Annotated in this window: 16 protein-coding genes; 8 read left to right on the top strand and 8 right to left on the bottom strand. The window is 60.6% G+C overall.

Features of this window, described 5'->3' with window-relative positions; genetic code table 11:
- Positions 1–48: 48 nt before the first annotated feature.
- On the bottom strand, positions 49–1,950 hold the full coding sequence (locus tag AC07Y9_RS13905) for a potassium transporter Kup (protein ID WP_102680017.1): 1,902 nt from the start codon (positions 1,948–1,950) through the stop codon (positions 49–51).
- A gap of 331 nt (positions 1,951–2,281) precedes the next feature.
- Here AC07Y9_RS13905 and rimO point away from each other — a divergent pair, with 331 nt between their 5' ends.
- From rimO to tsaA, 5 genes are all read left to right on the top strand, one after another.
- Positions 2,282–3,619, top strand: coding sequence for a 30S ribosomal protein S12 methylthiotransferase RimO (rimO, locus tag AC07Y9_RS13910; RefSeq protein WP_007923924.1), 1,338 nt, complete (start codon positions 2,282–2,284; stop codon positions 3,617–3,619).
- A 106-nt stretch (positions 3,620–3,725) separates the two neighbouring features.
- The gene (locus tag AC07Y9_RS13915) at positions 3,726–4,199 is read left to right on the top strand and encodes a GNAT family N-acetyltransferase (RefSeq protein WP_102680019.1); all 474 of its coding nucleotides are present in this window, start codon (positions 3,726–3,728) and stop codon (positions 4,197–4,199) included.
- An 82-nt stretch (positions 4,200–4,281) separates the two neighbouring features.
- Positions 4,282–4,992, top strand: a complete 711-nt coding sequence (locus tag AC07Y9_RS13920; protein ID WP_007923926.1) for an rRNA pseudouridine synthase — start codon at positions 4,282–4,284, stop codon at positions 4,990–4,992.
- 66 nt (positions 4,993–5,058) lie between these two features.
- Positions 5,059–5,520, top strand: a complete 462-nt coding sequence (locus AC07Y9_RS13925; protein ID WP_007923927.1) for a YehS family protein — start codon at positions 5,059–5,061, stop codon at positions 5,518–5,520.
- Between the two features lie 82 nt (positions 5,521–5,602).
- On the top strand, positions 5,603–6,298 hold the full coding sequence (gene tsaA, locus AC07Y9_RS13930) for a tRNA (N6-threonylcarbamoyladenosine(37)-N6)-methyltransferase TrmO (protein WP_102680020.1): 696 nt from the start codon (positions 5,603–5,605) through the stop codon (positions 6,296–6,298).
- Positions 6,299–6,370: 72 nt separating this feature from the next.
- On the opposite strand, the gene fpr is transcribed toward tsaA, so the two are convergent.
- Positions 6,371–7,150: a ferredoxin-NADP reductase gene (gene fpr / locus AC07Y9_RS13935; RefSeq protein ID WP_007923929.1), complete on the bottom strand. Its 780-nt coding sequence runs from the start codon at positions 7,148–7,150 to the stop codon at positions 6,371–6,373.
- 135 nt (positions 7,151–7,285) lie between these two features.
- Here fpr and AC07Y9_RS13940 point away from each other — a divergent pair, with 135 nt between their 5' ends.
- On the top strand, positions 7,286–8,212 hold the full coding sequence (locus AC07Y9_RS13940; protein WP_007923931.1) for a LysR family transcriptional regulator: 927 nt from the start codon (positions 7,286–7,288) through the stop codon (positions 8,210–8,212).
- Between the two features lie 167 nt (positions 8,213–8,379).
- Here AC07Y9_RS13940 and AC07Y9_RS13945 read toward each other — a convergent pair whose 3' ends face one another.
- The 3 genes from AC07Y9_RS13945 to AC07Y9_RS13955 all read right to left on the bottom strand — a co-directional run bounded on the left by AC07Y9_RS13945 (position 8,380) and on the right by AC07Y9_RS13955 (position 10,512).
- Entirely contained in the window at positions 8,380–8,742 is a 363-nt protein-coding gene (locus AC07Y9_RS13945; RefSeq protein ID WP_007923932.1) for a diacylglycerol kinase, read from the bottom strand.
- A gap of 75 nt (positions 8,743–8,817) precedes the next feature.
- The gene (gene erdR, locus AC07Y9_RS13950) at positions 8,818–9,468 is read right to left on the bottom strand and encodes a response regulator transcription factor ErdR (RefSeq protein ID WP_007923933.1); all 651 of its coding nucleotides are present in this window, start codon (positions 9,466–9,468) and stop codon (positions 8,818–8,820) included.
- Positions 9,469–9,801: 333 nt separating this feature from the next.
- Positions 9,802–10,512, bottom strand: a complete 711-nt coding sequence (locus AC07Y9_RS13955) for a tRNA-uridine aminocarboxypropyltransferase (RefSeq protein ID WP_009042442.1) — start codon at positions 10,510–10,512, stop codon at positions 9,802–9,804.
- 189 nt (positions 10,513–10,701) lie between these two features.
- Between AC07Y9_RS13955 and AC07Y9_RS13960 the strand changes: the two genes are divergently transcribed.
- Positions 10,702–11,124 carry a PA3611 family quorum-sensing-regulated virulence factor gene (locus AC07Y9_RS13960; protein ID WP_009042441.1) on the top strand — a complete coding sequence of 141 codons (423 nt, stop codon included), beginning with the start codon at positions 10,702–10,704 and terminating at the stop codon, positions 11,122–11,124.
- A 1-nt stretch (position 11,125) separates the two neighbouring features.
- On the opposite strand, the gene AC07Y9_RS13965 is transcribed toward AC07Y9_RS13960, so the two are convergent.
- A complete protein-coding gene (locus tag AC07Y9_RS13965; protein ID WP_007923939.1) occupies positions 11,126–11,320 on the bottom strand; it encodes a hypothetical protein in 195 nt (64 codons plus the stop codon).
- Positions 11,321–11,802: 482 nt separating this feature from the next.
- On the opposite strand from AC07Y9_RS13965, the gene AC07Y9_RS13970 reads away from it, so the two are divergent.
- Positions 11,803–12,918, top strand: coding sequence for an LOG family protein (locus tag AC07Y9_RS13970; RefSeq protein WP_102680021.1), 1,116 nt, complete (start codon positions 11,803–11,805; stop codon positions 12,916–12,918).
- A 45-nt stretch (positions 12,919–12,963) separates the two neighbouring features.
- Here AC07Y9_RS13970 and recX read toward each other — a convergent pair whose 3' ends face one another.
- Together recX and recA are read right to left on the bottom strand one after the other, a co-directional pair.
- A complete protein-coding gene (gene recX / locus AC07Y9_RS13975; RefSeq protein WP_007923941.1) occupies positions 12,964–13,431 on the bottom strand; it encodes a recombination regulator RecX in 468 nt (155 codons plus the stop codon).
- An 8-nt stretch (positions 13,432–13,439) separates the two neighbouring features.
- Positions 13,440–14,492: a recombinase RecA gene (gene recA, locus AC07Y9_RS13980; protein ID WP_007923942.1), complete on the bottom strand. Its 1,053-nt coding sequence runs from the start codon at positions 14,490–14,492 to the stop codon at positions 13,440–13,442.
- Positions 14,493–14,559 lie beyond the last annotated feature (67 nt).

Here is a 14,559-nt window from a genome sequence, read left to right on the forward strand (position 1 = left end):
AGCCCCCGTCACCACAGCGGTGACGGGGGCTTCTGCTGTCGCGCCAGCTTACATCTCGATCTGGGTCCCCAGCTCGATCACGCGGTTCACCGGCAGCTTGAAGAAGCGCAGGTTGCCGTTGGCGTTCTTGAGCATGAAGGCGAACAGCGTCTCGCGCCAGCGCGCCATGCCGACGATCTTGGAGGTGATGACCGTCTCGCGGCTGAGGAAGTAGGTGGTGCGCATCGGGCTGAAGTCCAGCTCGTCCAGATGGCACAGTTTCAGCGCTTCAGGCACGTCCGGCTCGTCGGTGAAACCGAAGTGCAGGATCACCCGGAAGAAGCCTTCGCCATAGGAATCCACCTCGAAGCGGCGCTGGGTCGGCACCCGTGGAATATCTTCATAGACCACGGTCAGCAGCACCACTTGCTCGTGCAACACCTGGTTATGCAGCAGGTTGTGCAACAGCGCATGGGGCACGGCGTCGGAGCGCGCAGTGAGGAACACCGCGGTGCCCTGGACCCGATGCGGCGGCTGCACACGGATGCTGTTGATAAAGATCGGCAGCGGCAACGCGCCCTCGCCGAGGCGGTCCATCAACAGTTCCTTGCCGCGTTTCCAGGTGGTCATCAGGGCGAACAGCACAATCCCCGCCAATACCGGGAAAGCACCGCCCTGGAAGATCTTCGGTACGTTGGCGGCGAAGAACAGCCCGTCCACCAGCAGGAAGCCCACCAGGATCGGCACCGTCAGCACCGGCGACCACTTCCACAGCAACAGCATCACCGCCGACACCAGGATGCTGGTGATCAGCATGGTCCCGGTCACCGCCACGCCGTAGGCCGAAGCCAGTGCGCCGGAAGACTCGAAGCCCAGCACCAGCAGGATCACCCCGACCATCAGCGCCCAGTTCACCGCGCCGATGTAGATCTGCCCCTGCTCCGCGCTGGAGGTGTGCTGGATGTACATGCGCGGGATATAGCCCAGCTGGATCGCCTGGCGGGTCAGGGAGAACGCGCCGGAGATCACCGCCTGGGAGGCGATCACGGTAGCCAGGGTCGCCAGGACCACCAGCGGGATCAGGGCCCAGCTCGGTGCCAGCAGATAGAACGGGTTACGCGCCGCTTCCGGGTTCTCCAGGAGCAAGGCGCCCTGGCCGAAATAGTTGAGCACCAGCGCCGGCAGCACCAGGGCGAACCAGGCACGAGCGATCGGCTTGCGCCCGAAGTGGCCCATGTCGGCGTACAGCGCTTCGGCACCAGTCAATGCCAGCACTACCGCGCCGAGAATGGCCACGCCCATGCCCGGATGCACGATAAAGAACCGCACGCCCCAGACCGGGTTCAGCGCCTGCAGCACTTCCGGATGCTGGGCGATGCCGTAGATCCCCAACACGCCCAGGGTCACGAACCACAGGACCATTACCGGCCCGAACAGCTTGCCGATGCGATCGGTACCGTGTTTCTGGATCAGAAACAGCGCCACCAGCACGATCAGCGCCATCGGTACGACCCAGTGCTCGAGCCCGTCGAAGGCAATCTCCAGCCCCTCCACCGCCGACAATACGGAAATCGCCGGGGTAATCATGCTGTCGCCGTAGAACAAGGCCGCGCCGATCAGGCCCAGGATGACCAGGACCACTCGCAGCCTCGGATAGGGCGTCGACGCCCGCCGGGCCAGGGCGGTCAAGGCCATGATGCCGCCCTCGCCCTGGTTGTCGGCCCGCAGGATGAACAACACGTATTTGATCGAGACCACCCAGATCAGCGACCAGAAGATCAATGCAAGGATGCCGAATACACCGTCGTGGTTGACCGGAACCCCGTAATGCCCCGCGAATACCTCCTTCAAGGTATAAAGCGGGCTGGTCCCGATGTCGCCATAAACCACCCCGACCGCCGCCACCAGCATCCCCAGGGGCCTGGCCCTGGAATGCTCGCCGCCTACCGCCTGACTACTTGCCTGACCCATCCACCACTCCTACTACCCAGATCGGGGCTTCTTATAAAAGGCATGACATTCAAGACAACGCCAAGCTTGCAAGACTCTCGTGAATGCCAATGCAGCATGCGCCCTTTTACTTACAGTTACAGAGGTTCTGTTGACTATAAGAATTCACCTGGACGCAACGGCGCGAAGCATAGCGCAGCACTCGTCGTATTTCCCTGCATAAAGCTGGTCAAGTGCGCCGGCCATCGCTAGAATTGCGCACTTTTTGATCAGAGGCGCCCCTAGCGCCCGTTCGTCGCCAGCGATTTTATCCAGATCGCCGAGCGACCCGACACCTATACCGAGGTTAGACATGTCCACCCCTACCGCGCCAGCCAACCCCAAGGTCGGCTTCGTTTCCCTGGGTTGCCCGAAAGCGCTGGTCGATTCCGAGCGCATCCTCACGCAACTGCGTATGGAAGGTTATGACGTGGTGTCCACCTACCAGGACGCCGACGTCGTGGTGGTCAACACCTGCGGTTTCATCGACTCGGCCAAGGCCGAATCCCTGGAAGTGATCGGTGAAGCCATCAAGGAAAACGGCAAGGTCATCGTCACCGGCTGCATGGGCGTGGAAGAAGGCAATATCCGCGACGTGCACCCGAGCGTGCTGGCCGTGACCGGCCCGCAGCAGTACGAGCAAGTGGTCAGCGCGGTGCACGAAGTGGTGCCGCCAAAACAGGACCACAACCCGCTGATCGACCTGGTGCCGCCACAAGGCATCAAGCTGACGCCGCGCCACTACGCGTACCTGAAGATTTCCGAAGGCTGCAACCACAGCTGCAGCTTCTGCATCATCCCGTCGATGCGCGGCAAGCTGGTCAGCCGTCCGGTCGGCGATGTGCTGGACGAGGCCCAGCGCCTGGTCAAGTCCGGGGTCAAGGAACTGCTGGTGATCTCCCAGGACACCAGCGCCTACGGCGTCGACGTCAAGTACCGCACCGGCTTCTGGAACGGCGCGCCGGTGAAAACCCGCATGACCGAGCTGTGCGAAGCCCTCAGCACCCTGGGCGTCTGGGTCCGCCTGCACTACGTCTACCCGTACCCGCACGTGGACGAGCTGATCCCGCTGATGGCCGCCGGCAAGATCCTGCCGTACCTGGACATTCCGTTCCAGCACGCCAGCCCGAAAGTGCTCAAGGCCATGAAACGCCCGGCCTTCGAAGACAAGACCCTGGCCCGGATCAAGAACTGGCGCCAGATCTGCCCCGAGCTGATCATCCGCTCGACCTTCATCGTCGGCTTCCCCGGCGAAACCGAAGAAGACTTCCAATACCTGCTCGACTGGCTGACCGAAGCTCAGCTCGACCGCGTCGGCTGCTTCCAGTACTCGCCGGTGGAAGGCGCGCCGGCCAACGACCTGGACCTGGAAGTGGTCCCGGACGAGGTCAAGCAGGACCGTTGGGAGCGCTTCATGGCGCACCAGCAGGCAATCAGCTCGGCGCGCCTGCAACAGCGCATCGGCAAGGAAATCGAAGTGCTGATCGATGAAGTCGACGAACAGGGCGCCGTGGGCCGCTGCTTCTTCGACGCCCCGGAAATCGACGGCAACGTGTTCATCGACGGTGCCGGCGACCTCAAACCAGGCGACAAGGTCTGGTGCCGGGTGACCGACGCCGACGAATACGACCTGTGGGCCGAAGTCCTGTAAGGCGTAAAAAACCGCAAAGCCCCGCTCTCTTCGCGAGATGCGGGGCTTTTTTACGTCTATCGTTTGCTCAGGACCACGGATGCGTCACCACAAAGGAGCAGGCGGCATGCGCCATCATTCGGTCATCCACACCCCGAAACACAGCGACTACCCGGAACTGGCCCGAGTCTGGGAGGCCTCGGTGCGCGCCACCCACGACTTCCTGCCGGACAGCTACATCGAACTGCTGAGAAACCTGGTGCTGAACCGTTATCTGGATGCGGTGATGCTGATCTGCACCCGGGACCAGCGCCAGCACATCACCGGCTTCGCCGGGGTCGCCGCCGGTAAGATCGAGATGCTCTTCATCGATCCCGCCCATCGCGGCCAGGGCCTGGGCAAGCAATTGCTCAGGTACGCCATCGAACACCTGAACGCCGACGAACTCGACGTCAACGAGCAGAACCCGCAAGCCCTGGGCTTCTACTTCAAGCAGGGCTTCGAGGTCATCGGTCGCTCCGAGCACGACGGCATGGGCCAGCCCTATCCGCTGCTGCACATGCGTTTGAAACAGCCCCAGCAGCAGGCACTGCGCGGCTAAAAGCCACAGCGGGCAAATGGACCCGCGATTAACCGGCGCCGGGCAGGTACAATGCCTGCCCCCTTTTGCTACGGCCCCTGTCATGACTGACCCGATTCGTCTCTCCAAACGCCTCATCGAACTCGTCGGCTGCTCCCGCCGGGAGGCTGAGCTGTTCATCGAGGGCGGCTGGGTCACCGTGGATGGCGAGGTCATCGACGAGCCGCAGTTCAAGGTCGACACCCAGAAAGTCGAGCTCGACCCGCAGGCCAAGGCCACCGCGCCGGAGCCGGTGACCCTGCTGCTGAACGTACCGGCCGGCCAGGACGTCGACAGCGCCATGCAGTCGCTGAGCGCCGCCAGCCTGTCCGAGGAACACCGCTTCGGCAAACGGCCGCTCAAGGGCCACTTCCTGCGCCTGACCGCCAGCGCCGATCTGCAAGCCAATGCCAGCGGCCTGCTGGTGTTCACCCAGGACTGGAAGATCCTGCGCAAGCTGACCGCCGATGCGGCCAAGATCGAGCAGGAGTACGTGGTCGAGGTGGAAGGCGAGATGGTAGCCCACGGCCTCAACCGCCTGAACCACGGCCTGACTTACAAGGGCCGGGAACTGCCGCCGGTCAAGGCCAGCTGGCAGAACGAAAACCGCCTGCGCTTCGCCATGAAGAACCCGCAACCGGGCGTAATCGCCCAGCTCTGCGAAGCGGTAGGCCTGAAGGTGATCGCCATTCGCCGCATCCGTATCGGTGGAGTTTCCATCGGCAAGGTGCCGGTCGGGCAATGGCGCTACCTGTCCGCCAAAGAGAAATTCTAGGCCGACACCCATTCAGACGCCGCGCGTGCATGCGGCGCTCAACGTGAACAGACCAGGACTGTAGACATGATTCATAACGATGTACTGCGCAGCGTGCGCTACATGCTCGACATCAGCGACAAGAAGGTCGTCGAGATCATCAAGCTCACCGGCTTTGACGTGAGCCTGGACGACATAGTCGGCTACCTGAAAAAGGACGAGGAAGAAGGTTTCGTGCATTGCCCGGACGAGGTCATGGCGCACTTTCTCGACGGCCTGGTGATCTTCAAGCGAGGCAAGGACGAAAGCCGTCCGCCGCTGCCGATCGAACTGCCTGTGACCAACAACATCATCCTGAAGAAGCTGCGGGTCGCCTTCGAGCTGAAGGAAGACGACATGCACGCCATCCTCAAGGCCGCCGACTTCCCGGTGTCCAAGCCCGAGCTGAGCGCGCTGTTCCGCAAGTTCGGCCACACCAACTACCGCCCGTGCGGCGACCAGTTGCTGCGCAACTTCCTCAAGGGCCTGACCCTGCGCGTCAGAGCGTAAGGCAGCTATAAGCTGCAAGCCTCAAGCTGCAAGCTGAAGTCCAAAGCTTGTCGCTTGTAGCTTGCAGCTTGAGGCTTGCAAAATGACCTACAGCGTTTCCCCCATCGGCTTCGTGCGCTCCTGCTTCAAGGAAAAGTTCGCCATCCCGCGCCAGCCGCAACTGGCCCCGGCGGCCCGTGGCGTGCTGGAGCTGGTGGCGCCCTTCGACCAGGGCGACGCGGTGCAGGGCCTGGAACAGGTCAGCCACGTCTGGCTGCTGTTCCTGTTTCACCAGGCGCTGGAAGACAAACCGCGGCTCAAGGTCCGCCCGCCGCGCCTGGGCGGCAACAAGTCCATAGGCGTCTTCGCCACCCGCGCCACCCACCGCCCCAATGGCATTGGCCAGTCGGTGGTCAAGCTGGACAAGGTCGAGGCCAATCGCCTGTGGATCTCCGGCATCGACCTGCTGGACGGCACGCCGATTCTCGATATCAAGCCCTACGTGCCCTACGCCGACATCATCGACAGCGCGAGCAACAGCATCGCCAGCGCGGCGCCGCAGCTGATCCCGGTGCAGTGGAGCGACAACGCCCTGCAACAGGCTCATACGCACGCTCAACGCCTGCAGGAGCCGCTGGTGGAGCTGATCGAGCAATGTTTGGCCCAGGACCCACGCCCGGCCTACCAGACGCCCACCCCGGAACGGGAATACGGCGCGCAGTTCTGGGATCTGGACGTGCGCTGGCACTACCCGCAGCCGGGCCTGATCCAGGTCCTGGAAGTGGTCCCCGCACGCTGACCGGAAGCCGGAAACGAAAAAGCCCGCGTTGCCTTCTCAGGCAACGCGGGCTTTTTCTGTGCTGCGAGCCGCTTACTTCTCGACGAAAGCACGCTCGATCAGGTAGTCACCCGGCTCGCGCATGCGTGGCGAAACGGTCAGGCCGAAGCTGTTGAGCACTTCGCTGGTCTCGTCGAGCATGCTCGGGCTGCCGCACAGCATGGCGCGGTCGTCCTGCGGGTTGATCGGCGGCAGGCCGATGTCGCTGAACAGCTTGCCGCTGCGCATCAGGTCGGTCAGGCGGCCTTCGTTCTCGAATGGCTCGCGGGTCACGGTCGGGTAGTAGATCAGTTTTTCACGCAGCGCTTCGCCGAAGAACTCGTTCTGCGGCAGGTGCTCGGTGATGAACTCGCGGTAGGCGACTTCGTTGACGTAACGCACGCCGTGGCACAGGATCACTTTCTCGAAACGCTCGTAGGTTTCCGGATCCTGGATGACACTCATGAACGGCGCCAGACCGGTGCCGGTGCTGAGCAGGTACAGGTGCTTGCCAGGCTTCAGGTCGTCCAGTACCAGCGTACCGGTAGGCTTCTTGCTGATGATGATCTCGTCGCCTTCCTTCAAATGCTGCAGCTGGGAAGTCAGCGGACCATCAGGAACCTTGATGCTGAAGAACTCGAGATGCTCTTCCCAGTTCGGGCTGGCAATCGAGTAAGCGCGCATAAGCGGGCGGCCGTTGGGCTGTTGCAGGCCGATCATCACGAACTGACCGTTCTCGAAGCGCAGGCCCGGATCGCGGGTGCACTTGAAGCTGAACAGAGTGTCGTTCCAGTGATGAACACTGAGGACACGCTCGTGGTTCATGTTGCTCATGTACGGGGGACTCCTGGAAAGTTGTCGGCGCCTGCTCTGCGACAAGCGAGCCGAGCGCAATTGCACAGCATTCTAATGGCGGCGACAATATCTGTTAACTGGATTATTAAGATAAGGGTTATCGGTTATATCGATATGCGATTTACTCTCCGTCAACTGCAAGTATTCGTCGCCGTCGCCCAGCAAGAGAGCGTTTCTCGTGCTGCCGGCCTGCTGGCCCTTTCCCAATCCGCAGCAAGCACTTCAATCACCGAACTGGAACGGCAATCCAGTTGCCAGTTGTTCGATCGCGCCGGCAAGCGCCTGAGCCTCAACGCCCTGGGCAAACAGCTGCTGCCCCAGGCGGTGGCGTTGCTGGACCAGGCCAAGGAAATCGAAGACCTGCTCAACGGCAAGTCCGGTTTCGGCTCGTTGTCGGTGGGCGCGACCCTGACCATCGGCAATTACCTGGCGACCCTGTTGATCGGCAGCTTCATGCAGGTCCACCCGGAGAGCCAGGTCAAACTGCATGTGCAGAACACTGCGCATATCGTGCAACAGGTCGCCCACTACGAAATTGACCTGGGTCTAATCGAAGGCGACTGCAGCCACCCGGATATCGAAGTACAAACCTGGGTCGAGGATGAGCTGGTGGTGTTCTGCGCCCCGCAGCACCCCTTGGCCAAACGCGGCCATGCGAGCATGGAGGAGCTGACCCACGAAGCCTGGATTCTGCGCGAACAAGGCTCGGGCACTCGCCTGACCTTCGACCAGGCCATGCGTCATCACCGCAGCGCGCTGAATATCCGGCTCGAACTGGAACACACCGAAGCGATCAAGCGCGCGGTGGAGTCTGGGTTGGGGATTGGCTGCATTTCCAGGCTGGCGCTGCGCGACGCCTTCCGGCGTGGCAGCCTGGTGCCGGTAGAGACGCCGGACCTGGACCTGGCCCGGCAGTTCTATTTCATCTGGCACAAACAGAAATATCAGACCTCGGCGATGCGCGAGTTCCTCGAACTCTGCCGCGCCTTTACCGCCGGGGTGCAGCGCAGCGACGAGATCGTGCTGCCGAGCATTCCCTAGGGTCTGTACGAAAAGTCAGCGAGCGAAGGTCAAGCAAGGCAAAAACAGGCGAGGAACGGCCGGGGTCGCGTTCGACTTTAGGGGCCTACATGAGCATTCCGATCGGACTCGCGCACGAGCCTGTTTTTAACGCAGCATGGCCGAGTGCAGCCACTTTTCGTACAGACCTAGATCAGGATCACCGCCCAGACCACAGTGATCATGCTCAAGGCTACGAGTTGCGCGGCGCTGCCCATGTCCTTGGCATTTTTCGACAGTGGATGGCGATCCAGGGAGATCCGGTCGATCGCCGCCTCGACCGCCGAATTGAGCAATTCGACAATCAGCGCCAGCAGGCAGACAGCAATCAGCAACGCCCGCTCGACCCGGCTGACATTCAGCAGGAAAGACACCGGGATCAGAATCGCGTTGAGCAGCACCAGCTGACGAAACGCAGCTTCGCCGGTGAAGGCGGCCCGCAGGCCATCGAAGGAGTATCCCGAGGCATTGAGGATGCGTTTAAGACCGGTTTGACCTTTGAAAGGCGACATAAATAGGCAACTAGAACAATAAGGAATGGGCAAGCTAGTTCAACAAAAGTCAAAAAAGCGTGAAAAAATAGCCAGTTACTGGCTGGAAATTGACTCAAGTTGTTGCAGGAGCAGCGCCGCCTGAGTGCGGGTCCGCACCCCCAGCTTACGGAAGATTGCCGTCACATGGGCCTTGATGGTGGCTTCCGAAACGCTCAGTTCATAAGCGATCTGCTTATTCAGCAAACCCTCGCAGACCATGGTCAGCACACGGAACTGTTGTGGCGTCAGGCTCGCCAGGCCTTCGCTGGCCGCCTTGGCCTCGGCGGAGACGCTGACCTCTTCGAAGGCCTGTGGCGGCCACCAGACATCGCCGTCGAGCACGCTGCGCACGGCCTGTTGAATGACTTCGAGAGAACTGGACTTGGGAATAAAACCGCTGGCGCCAAATTCGCGTGAACGCACCATCACTGATGCTTCTTCCTGTGCCGATACCATCACCACCGGAATCTGCGGGTACTGACCGCGCAACAGCACCAAGCCGGAAAAGCCGTAAGCGCCAGGCATGTTCAGGTCCAGTAGCACCAGGTCCCAATCGGCCTTTTCGGTCAGGCGGGCTTCCAGTTCGGCAATGCTCGCCACTTCCACCAGACGGACATCCGGGCCGAGGCCCAGGGTCACCGCTTGATGCAGTGCGCTACGAAAGAGGGGGTGGTCATCGGCAATCAGGATTTCGTATGTGGCCATTTTTCAAATGATCCTGTTTTTTATGGGAGTACCGATGCATTCGGTCCTCGCCAAGGCAACACAGGTGCCAGCCAGAATGCTGCACCCAAAGAGCACGATCAACGCCAAGAGCCCGGAAATGCGGCGTTTCAAAGATCGGTCGCGCCCTAATCGGCGCCAAGCATGCCCAGCGAAGCCGGGGTGGTCAAGCTTCGGGCTGTGCGGCATCTTAGCTTGCTAACTAATAACAGTGCCATCATGCAAAGCCACGCCCGCGCGGCTGCGCCTTGATGCTGAGCGGGATGCTGGTGACGCAGCTCTGGCCGAAAAAATTCCAGTCCCTTGCCTCAGGTCTTACAGAAAAGGCTTGAGGCGAGTGTGCGTCTCGTCGTCAGGGTCGATCTCAAGCTGGAACTTGGCCGACAGATAATGGGTGCTGAACACATCCAGATAAGCATCCAGCACTTCGCCGGCCTGCCGGTCCGCAGCCAACTCCAGGCACAGCGCCGCAACCTCCGCGGTACAGAAATGGTCATCGCGCTTGGAGCGCCGCAGCTTGTAGCGCGACAACTGCTCGGGCTCCAGGCTCAATACCGGCAAGTGTTCAAGATAAGGGCTTTTGCGAAACATCTTGCGCGCTTCGCTCCAGGTCGCATCCAGCAGGATAAACAGCGGGCGCTTGCCCGCCTCCAGGCGGACTTCGTTCACCACCCGCTGTGGCGCGACGAACTCTCCGGGGAACACCACATAAGGCTGCCACTGGGGATCGGCCAGCAAGGCCAGCAATTGTGGGTCGACTTCTGTTCGCGACCAGGGGAACGCCATGGTGTCTTCTATGACATCGGCGATCAGCCAGCCGGTATTGCTCGGCTTCATGGGTTCAACGTCATGCATGATCAGGCACATCGCCGACTGCGCGGAAACCTTGGGGCGCCAGGCGCACATGCAGTGGCTGGGAATCACCCGACAGCCCGCACAGCGCTCCGCCCGGGAACCCCGTGCGGTAAAAGGTCTGACGGCACGCGCAAGACGTTGGGCACGCAGGCGGGATACGGCATGACTCATTAGAAGCCGCCCTGGCAGAAAGAAGGAATCGACACGAAAAGAACTCGGAAAGCTGAAAATTTGCACAAGTTTATCAGAGCTCTTTGCTCAAACCTGTACCACCTACCCTCGCTCCCCTATAATTCGCCGCCACTGAACGCACAGTCGCGTGATTGGTCGAAGCATCAGTCACTGAACCAGGAGAGTTTCATGTTGCGCTTTATCGTTCCCACCGCCGCCCTTCTGCTGGCCTTGCCGTTCAGTGCCCAGGCTGCATCGCTGCAAGACTTCGAACTGAACAAGACCCTGCAGAAAACCGCCGAGGAAAGTAACGTCGGCACGCCTCGGGAAGTCAACGAGAACATCCTCGACCAGGGTTATACCGTCGAAGGCAAGGAGCTGATCAACCACCTCAGCGTCCAGGCCGAACACGCGGAAAAAATGCGCGCCAACCCCAAGGCGGTCTACCTGCAACTGGGCGCCAGCGTTTGTCGTGACCCGAACTACCGCAAGCTGATGGCCAAGGGTGCGATCATGCGCTACGAATTCACCGAGAACCGCACCAACCGCCCGGTCGCCTCGGCACGCTTCCAGGAGTCGGACTGCCCGGCCCCGACGAAGAAGAAAAAGTAATTCAGTGCCCCGCTGCGTGCCGCTGTTGATCATCGGCTCGCAGCTCCGCCAACAGGGCCTGCAAATAGCTCGAACGGCGCTCCCCACCTTCAAGCCGGCGTCGGCATTCCTCTTCAAGAGTCAGATGATTGGCGTCTGCCGCTGACTTCAGCAGTTGATACAGCTGTGCATCTATTTCCAGTACGACTTTGTGCATGACCAGCCTCCGTGCCCCACTCGCCACTACCTGCGCGACAACCCCGCCCTGTGCATCCTGCCCTTTGACGCCAAGCTGTCTTGCTAGCGCTGTAACTTAGTAAATCAGAGCCTCCACCGGTCGGCATGCGTTCAGACAGGCGGTGAAAACGCTGCACGCCACCGCTAATAAGTGATTGCCAGCCCCGACTTTCAAGGCCCATGATCAAGTCAGCGCGAATCATCATGAAGGTCTAGATTTCAAAGTATTCATGCTGAACTTTCCTGGGTGGATCCGGAGGCCGCCCAAGCGCGTCTTGCAGTGCACATGCTTTCTAAATCAAGGAATAGCAGAACCTGTATGGATGGCCCGCTAGCCACGTCAGGGTTTTTCCGCCCTGGCGAATCAGCCGCCAAAGCCGGGCTGACAGCGACACATGCAGTGTCGTGATGCCAACGAATGCTTCGTTCGTGTCAAAGGTTCTGTGCAGAAGGAGAAGTTGAATGCCTTACGAACCGAATGACCTCCTCAGTCGTCATTTTCAGAGCAACGGTATCGACCTCAGCAAGGTCGAAGAACAACTCAACCTGATCGCTCCCAACAGCCCCAACATTCCTCTTTATCGCGACATGATTCTCACCGTCCTGCGCATGGCCCAGGACGATCTCAACCGCTGGAACGCGAAAATCACCCTGCAGGCCCTGCGCGAACTGGAACATGCTTTTCGCGTGCTGGAACAGTTCAAGGGGCGACGCAAGGTGACGGTATTCGGCTCCGCGCGCACCCCGATCGAACACCCGCTGTATGGCCTGGCGCGAGAACTCGGTGCGGCCCTGGCCCGCTCCGACCTGATGGTCATCACGGGTGCCGGTGGCGGCATCATGGCCGCGGCCCACGAAGGTGCCGGTCGCGATCACAGCCTGGGGTTCAACATCACCCTGCCCTTCGAGCAGCATGCCAACCCAACGGTGGACGGCACGGAGAACCTGCTGTCCTTCCACTTCTTCTTTACCCGCAAGCTGTTCTTCGTCAAGGAAGCCGATGCCCTGGTGTTATGCCCGGGTGGCTTTGGCACGCTTGATGAGGCGCTGGAAGTACTGACCCTGATCCAGACCGGCAAGAGCCCGCTGGTACCGGTGGTGCTGCTGGATGTTCCGGGAGGAACCTTCTGGCAAGGGGCGCTGGACTTTATCCACAACCAGCTCGAGAACAACCGCTACATCCTGCCAACCGACATGAAGCTGATGCGCCTGGCGCACAACACCGAGGAGGCGGTCGAAGAAATCAACCAGTTCTACAGCAACTTCCACTCCAGTCGCTGGCTGAAACATCAGTTTGTCATTCGCATGAATCACAAGCTCAGCGAACCGGCGCTCGAGCAGATGCAGACGGCTTTCGCCGACCTGTGCCTGAGCGATCGCTTCCATCAACATGCCTACAATGTCGAGGAGCACAACGAACCGGAGTTCAGCCATCTGGCACGCCTGTCGTTCACCTTCAACGCCCGCGACAATGGTCGCCTGCGCGAACTGATCGACTTCATCAACCTGCCGGAAAACTGGGCGATGAATCAGGCCAAGGCGCAACAACGCAACAGAGAACCGATCAAGGTCACTTGAGCGGAGAAGCAGCGGCCCGCGCATTCGACTCGCGGGCCCTACAGGTTAATCGTCCACCCTTCGGCCGCTCAACAAGCGGCCGATCATGTCCATCGAATATCCCCGATACCCCAGAAAGCGGCCTTGTTTGGCACGCTCCTTGGCATCTATCGGGAAATGCCCGGCAAACTTGCGCCGCCAGACATCCTCCAGTTGTGCTTGCCAGTCGATGCCGCTCTCACGCAAGGCGAGTTCGATATCGGCACGCTGCAAACCGCGCTGGCTGAGTTCTTCGCGAATACGCATGGGGCCGTAGCCGGAACGGGCACGATAGGAAACGAAACTTTCGAGATAGCGGGATTCGGATAGCAGCCCCTCTTCCGTCAAACGGTCAAGGGCTGTTTCGATCATCTCGGGAGAGGCGCCGCGCTGACGCAGTTTACGCGTCAGCTCGACTCGACCGTGCTCGCGTCGCGCGAGCAGGTCCATTGCGGTTCGCCGCACCGCGACGAGGGTATCGAGTACGGCGGTCATCGGATCGATCAGATATCCGCGTCGGCCATGTCATCGATGGTCTCGTTGACCGGCGAAGCTTTGACATCAGCGGTCGGAGCCAGCAGCTTGTCGCGAATCTGCTTCTCGAGGGCGTTACCGATTTCCGGGTTGTCCTGCAGGAACTTGGCCGAGTTGGCCTTGCCCTGACCGATCTTGTTGCCCTGGTAGCTGTACCAGGCACCGGACTTCTCGAGGAAACCGTGCAGCACGCCCAGATCGATGATCTCGCCGTTCAGGTAGATACCCTTGCCGTACAGGATCTGGAATTCAGCCTGGCGGAACGGTGGAGCCACCTTGTTCTTGACGATCTTGACCCGGGTTTCGCTACCGACGACTTCGTCACCTTCCTTCACCGCGCCAGTACGACGGATATCCAGACGAACCGAAGCGTAGAACTTCAGCGCGTTACCACCGGTGGTGGTTTCCGGGCTGCCGAACATCACGCCGATTTTCATACGGATCTGGTTGATGAAGATCACCAGGCAGTTGGCATTCTTGATGTTGCCGGTGATCTTGCGCAGCGCCTGGGACATCAGGCGGGCCTGCAGGCCCACGTGCATGTCGCCCATCTCGCCTTCGATCTCGGCCTTGGGCACCAGTGCCGCCACGGAGTCGATCACGATCACGTCGATGGCATTGGAGCGCACCAGCATGTCGGTGATTTCCAGCGCCTGTTCACCGGTATCCGGCTGGGAAACCAGCAGGTCGTCAACGTTGACCCCCAGCTTGCCGGCGTATTCCGGGTCCAGTGCGTGCTCGGCGTCGACGAAGGCGCAAGTGGCGCCCATCTTCTGTGCCTGGGCAATCACGGACAGGGTCAGGGTGGTTTTACCGGACGATTCCGGACCGTAGATTTCAACAATACGGCCCTTTGGCAGGCCGCCGATGCCGAGCGCGATGTCCAGACCCAGAGAGCCAGTGGAAATGGCCGGGATCGCCTGGCGGTCATGATCGCCCATACGCATTACGGCACCCTTGCCGAATTGACGTTCGATCTGACCCAGGGCCGCAGCCAAGGCTTTCTTCTTGTTGTCGTCCATTAAAGTCCTCACGTAATCAATAAGGCCTGACGGCCAACACCTGTATAAGTAGCCAGTATTATTCCAC

This window comes from Pseudomonas sp. GW456-L12 (genome assembly GCF_059424045.1).

Excerpts from the sequence above, each read along its gene's own strand:
- AC07Y9_RS13905 (WP_102680017.1), bottom strand. The coding sequence starts at position 1,950 with ATGGGTCAGGCAAGTAGTCAGGCGGTAGGCGGCGAGCATTCCAGGGCC.
- rimO (WP_007923924.1), top strand. The coding sequence starts at position 2,282 with ATGTCCACCCCTACCGCGCCAGCCAACCCCAAGGTCGGCTTCGTTTCC.
- AC07Y9_RS13915 (WP_102680019.1), top strand. The coding sequence starts at position 3,726 with ATGCGCCATCATTCGGTCATCCACACCCCGAAACACAGCGACTACCCG.
- AC07Y9_RS13920 (WP_007923926.1), top strand. The coding sequence starts at position 4,282 with ATGACTGACCCGATTCGTCTCTCCAAACGCCTCATCGAACTCGTCGGC.
- AC07Y9_RS13925 (WP_007923927.1), top strand. The coding sequence starts at position 5,059 with ATGATTCATAACGATGTACTGCGCAGCGTGCGCTACATGCTCGACATC.
- tsaA (WP_102680020.1), top strand. The coding sequence starts at position 5,603 with ATGACCTACAGCGTTTCCCCCATCGGCTTCGTGCGCTCCTGCTTCAAG.
- fpr (WP_007923929.1), bottom strand. The coding sequence starts at position 7,150 with ATGAGCAACATGAACCACGAGCGTGTCCTCAGTGTTCATCACTGGAAC.
- AC07Y9_RS13940 (WP_007923931.1), top strand. The coding sequence starts at position 7,286 with ATGCGATTTACTCTCCGTCAACTGCAAGTATTCGTCGCCGTCGCCCAG.
- AC07Y9_RS13945 (WP_007923932.1), bottom strand. The coding sequence starts at position 8,742 with ATGTCGCCTTTCAAAGGTCAAACCGGTCTTAAACGCATCCTCAATGCC.
- erdR (WP_007923933.1), bottom strand. The coding sequence starts at position 9,468 with ATGGCCACATACGAAATCCTGATTGCCGATGACCACCCCCTCTTTCGT.
- AC07Y9_RS13955 (WP_009042442.1), bottom strand. The coding sequence starts at position 10,512 with ATGAGTCATGCCGTATCCCGCCTGCGTGCCCAACGTCTTGCGCGTGCC.
- AC07Y9_RS13960 (WP_009042441.1), top strand. The coding sequence starts at position 10,702 with ATGTTGCGCTTTATCGTTCCCACCGCCGCCCTTCTGCTGGCCTTGCCG.
- AC07Y9_RS13965 (WP_007923939.1), bottom strand. The coding sequence starts at position 11,320 with ATGCACAAAGTCGTACTGGAAATAGATGCACAGCTGTATCAACTGCTG.
- AC07Y9_RS13970 (WP_102680021.1), top strand. The coding sequence starts at position 11,803 with ATGCCTTACGAACCGAATGACCTCCTCAGTCGTCATTTTCAGAGCAAC.
- recX (WP_007923941.1), bottom strand. The coding sequence starts at position 13,431 with ATGACCGCCGTACTCGATACCCTCGTCGCGGTGCGGCGAACCGCAATG.
- recA (WP_007923942.1), bottom strand. The coding sequence starts at position 14,492 with ATGGACGACAACAAGAAGAAAGCCTTGGCTGCGGCCCTGGGTCAGATC.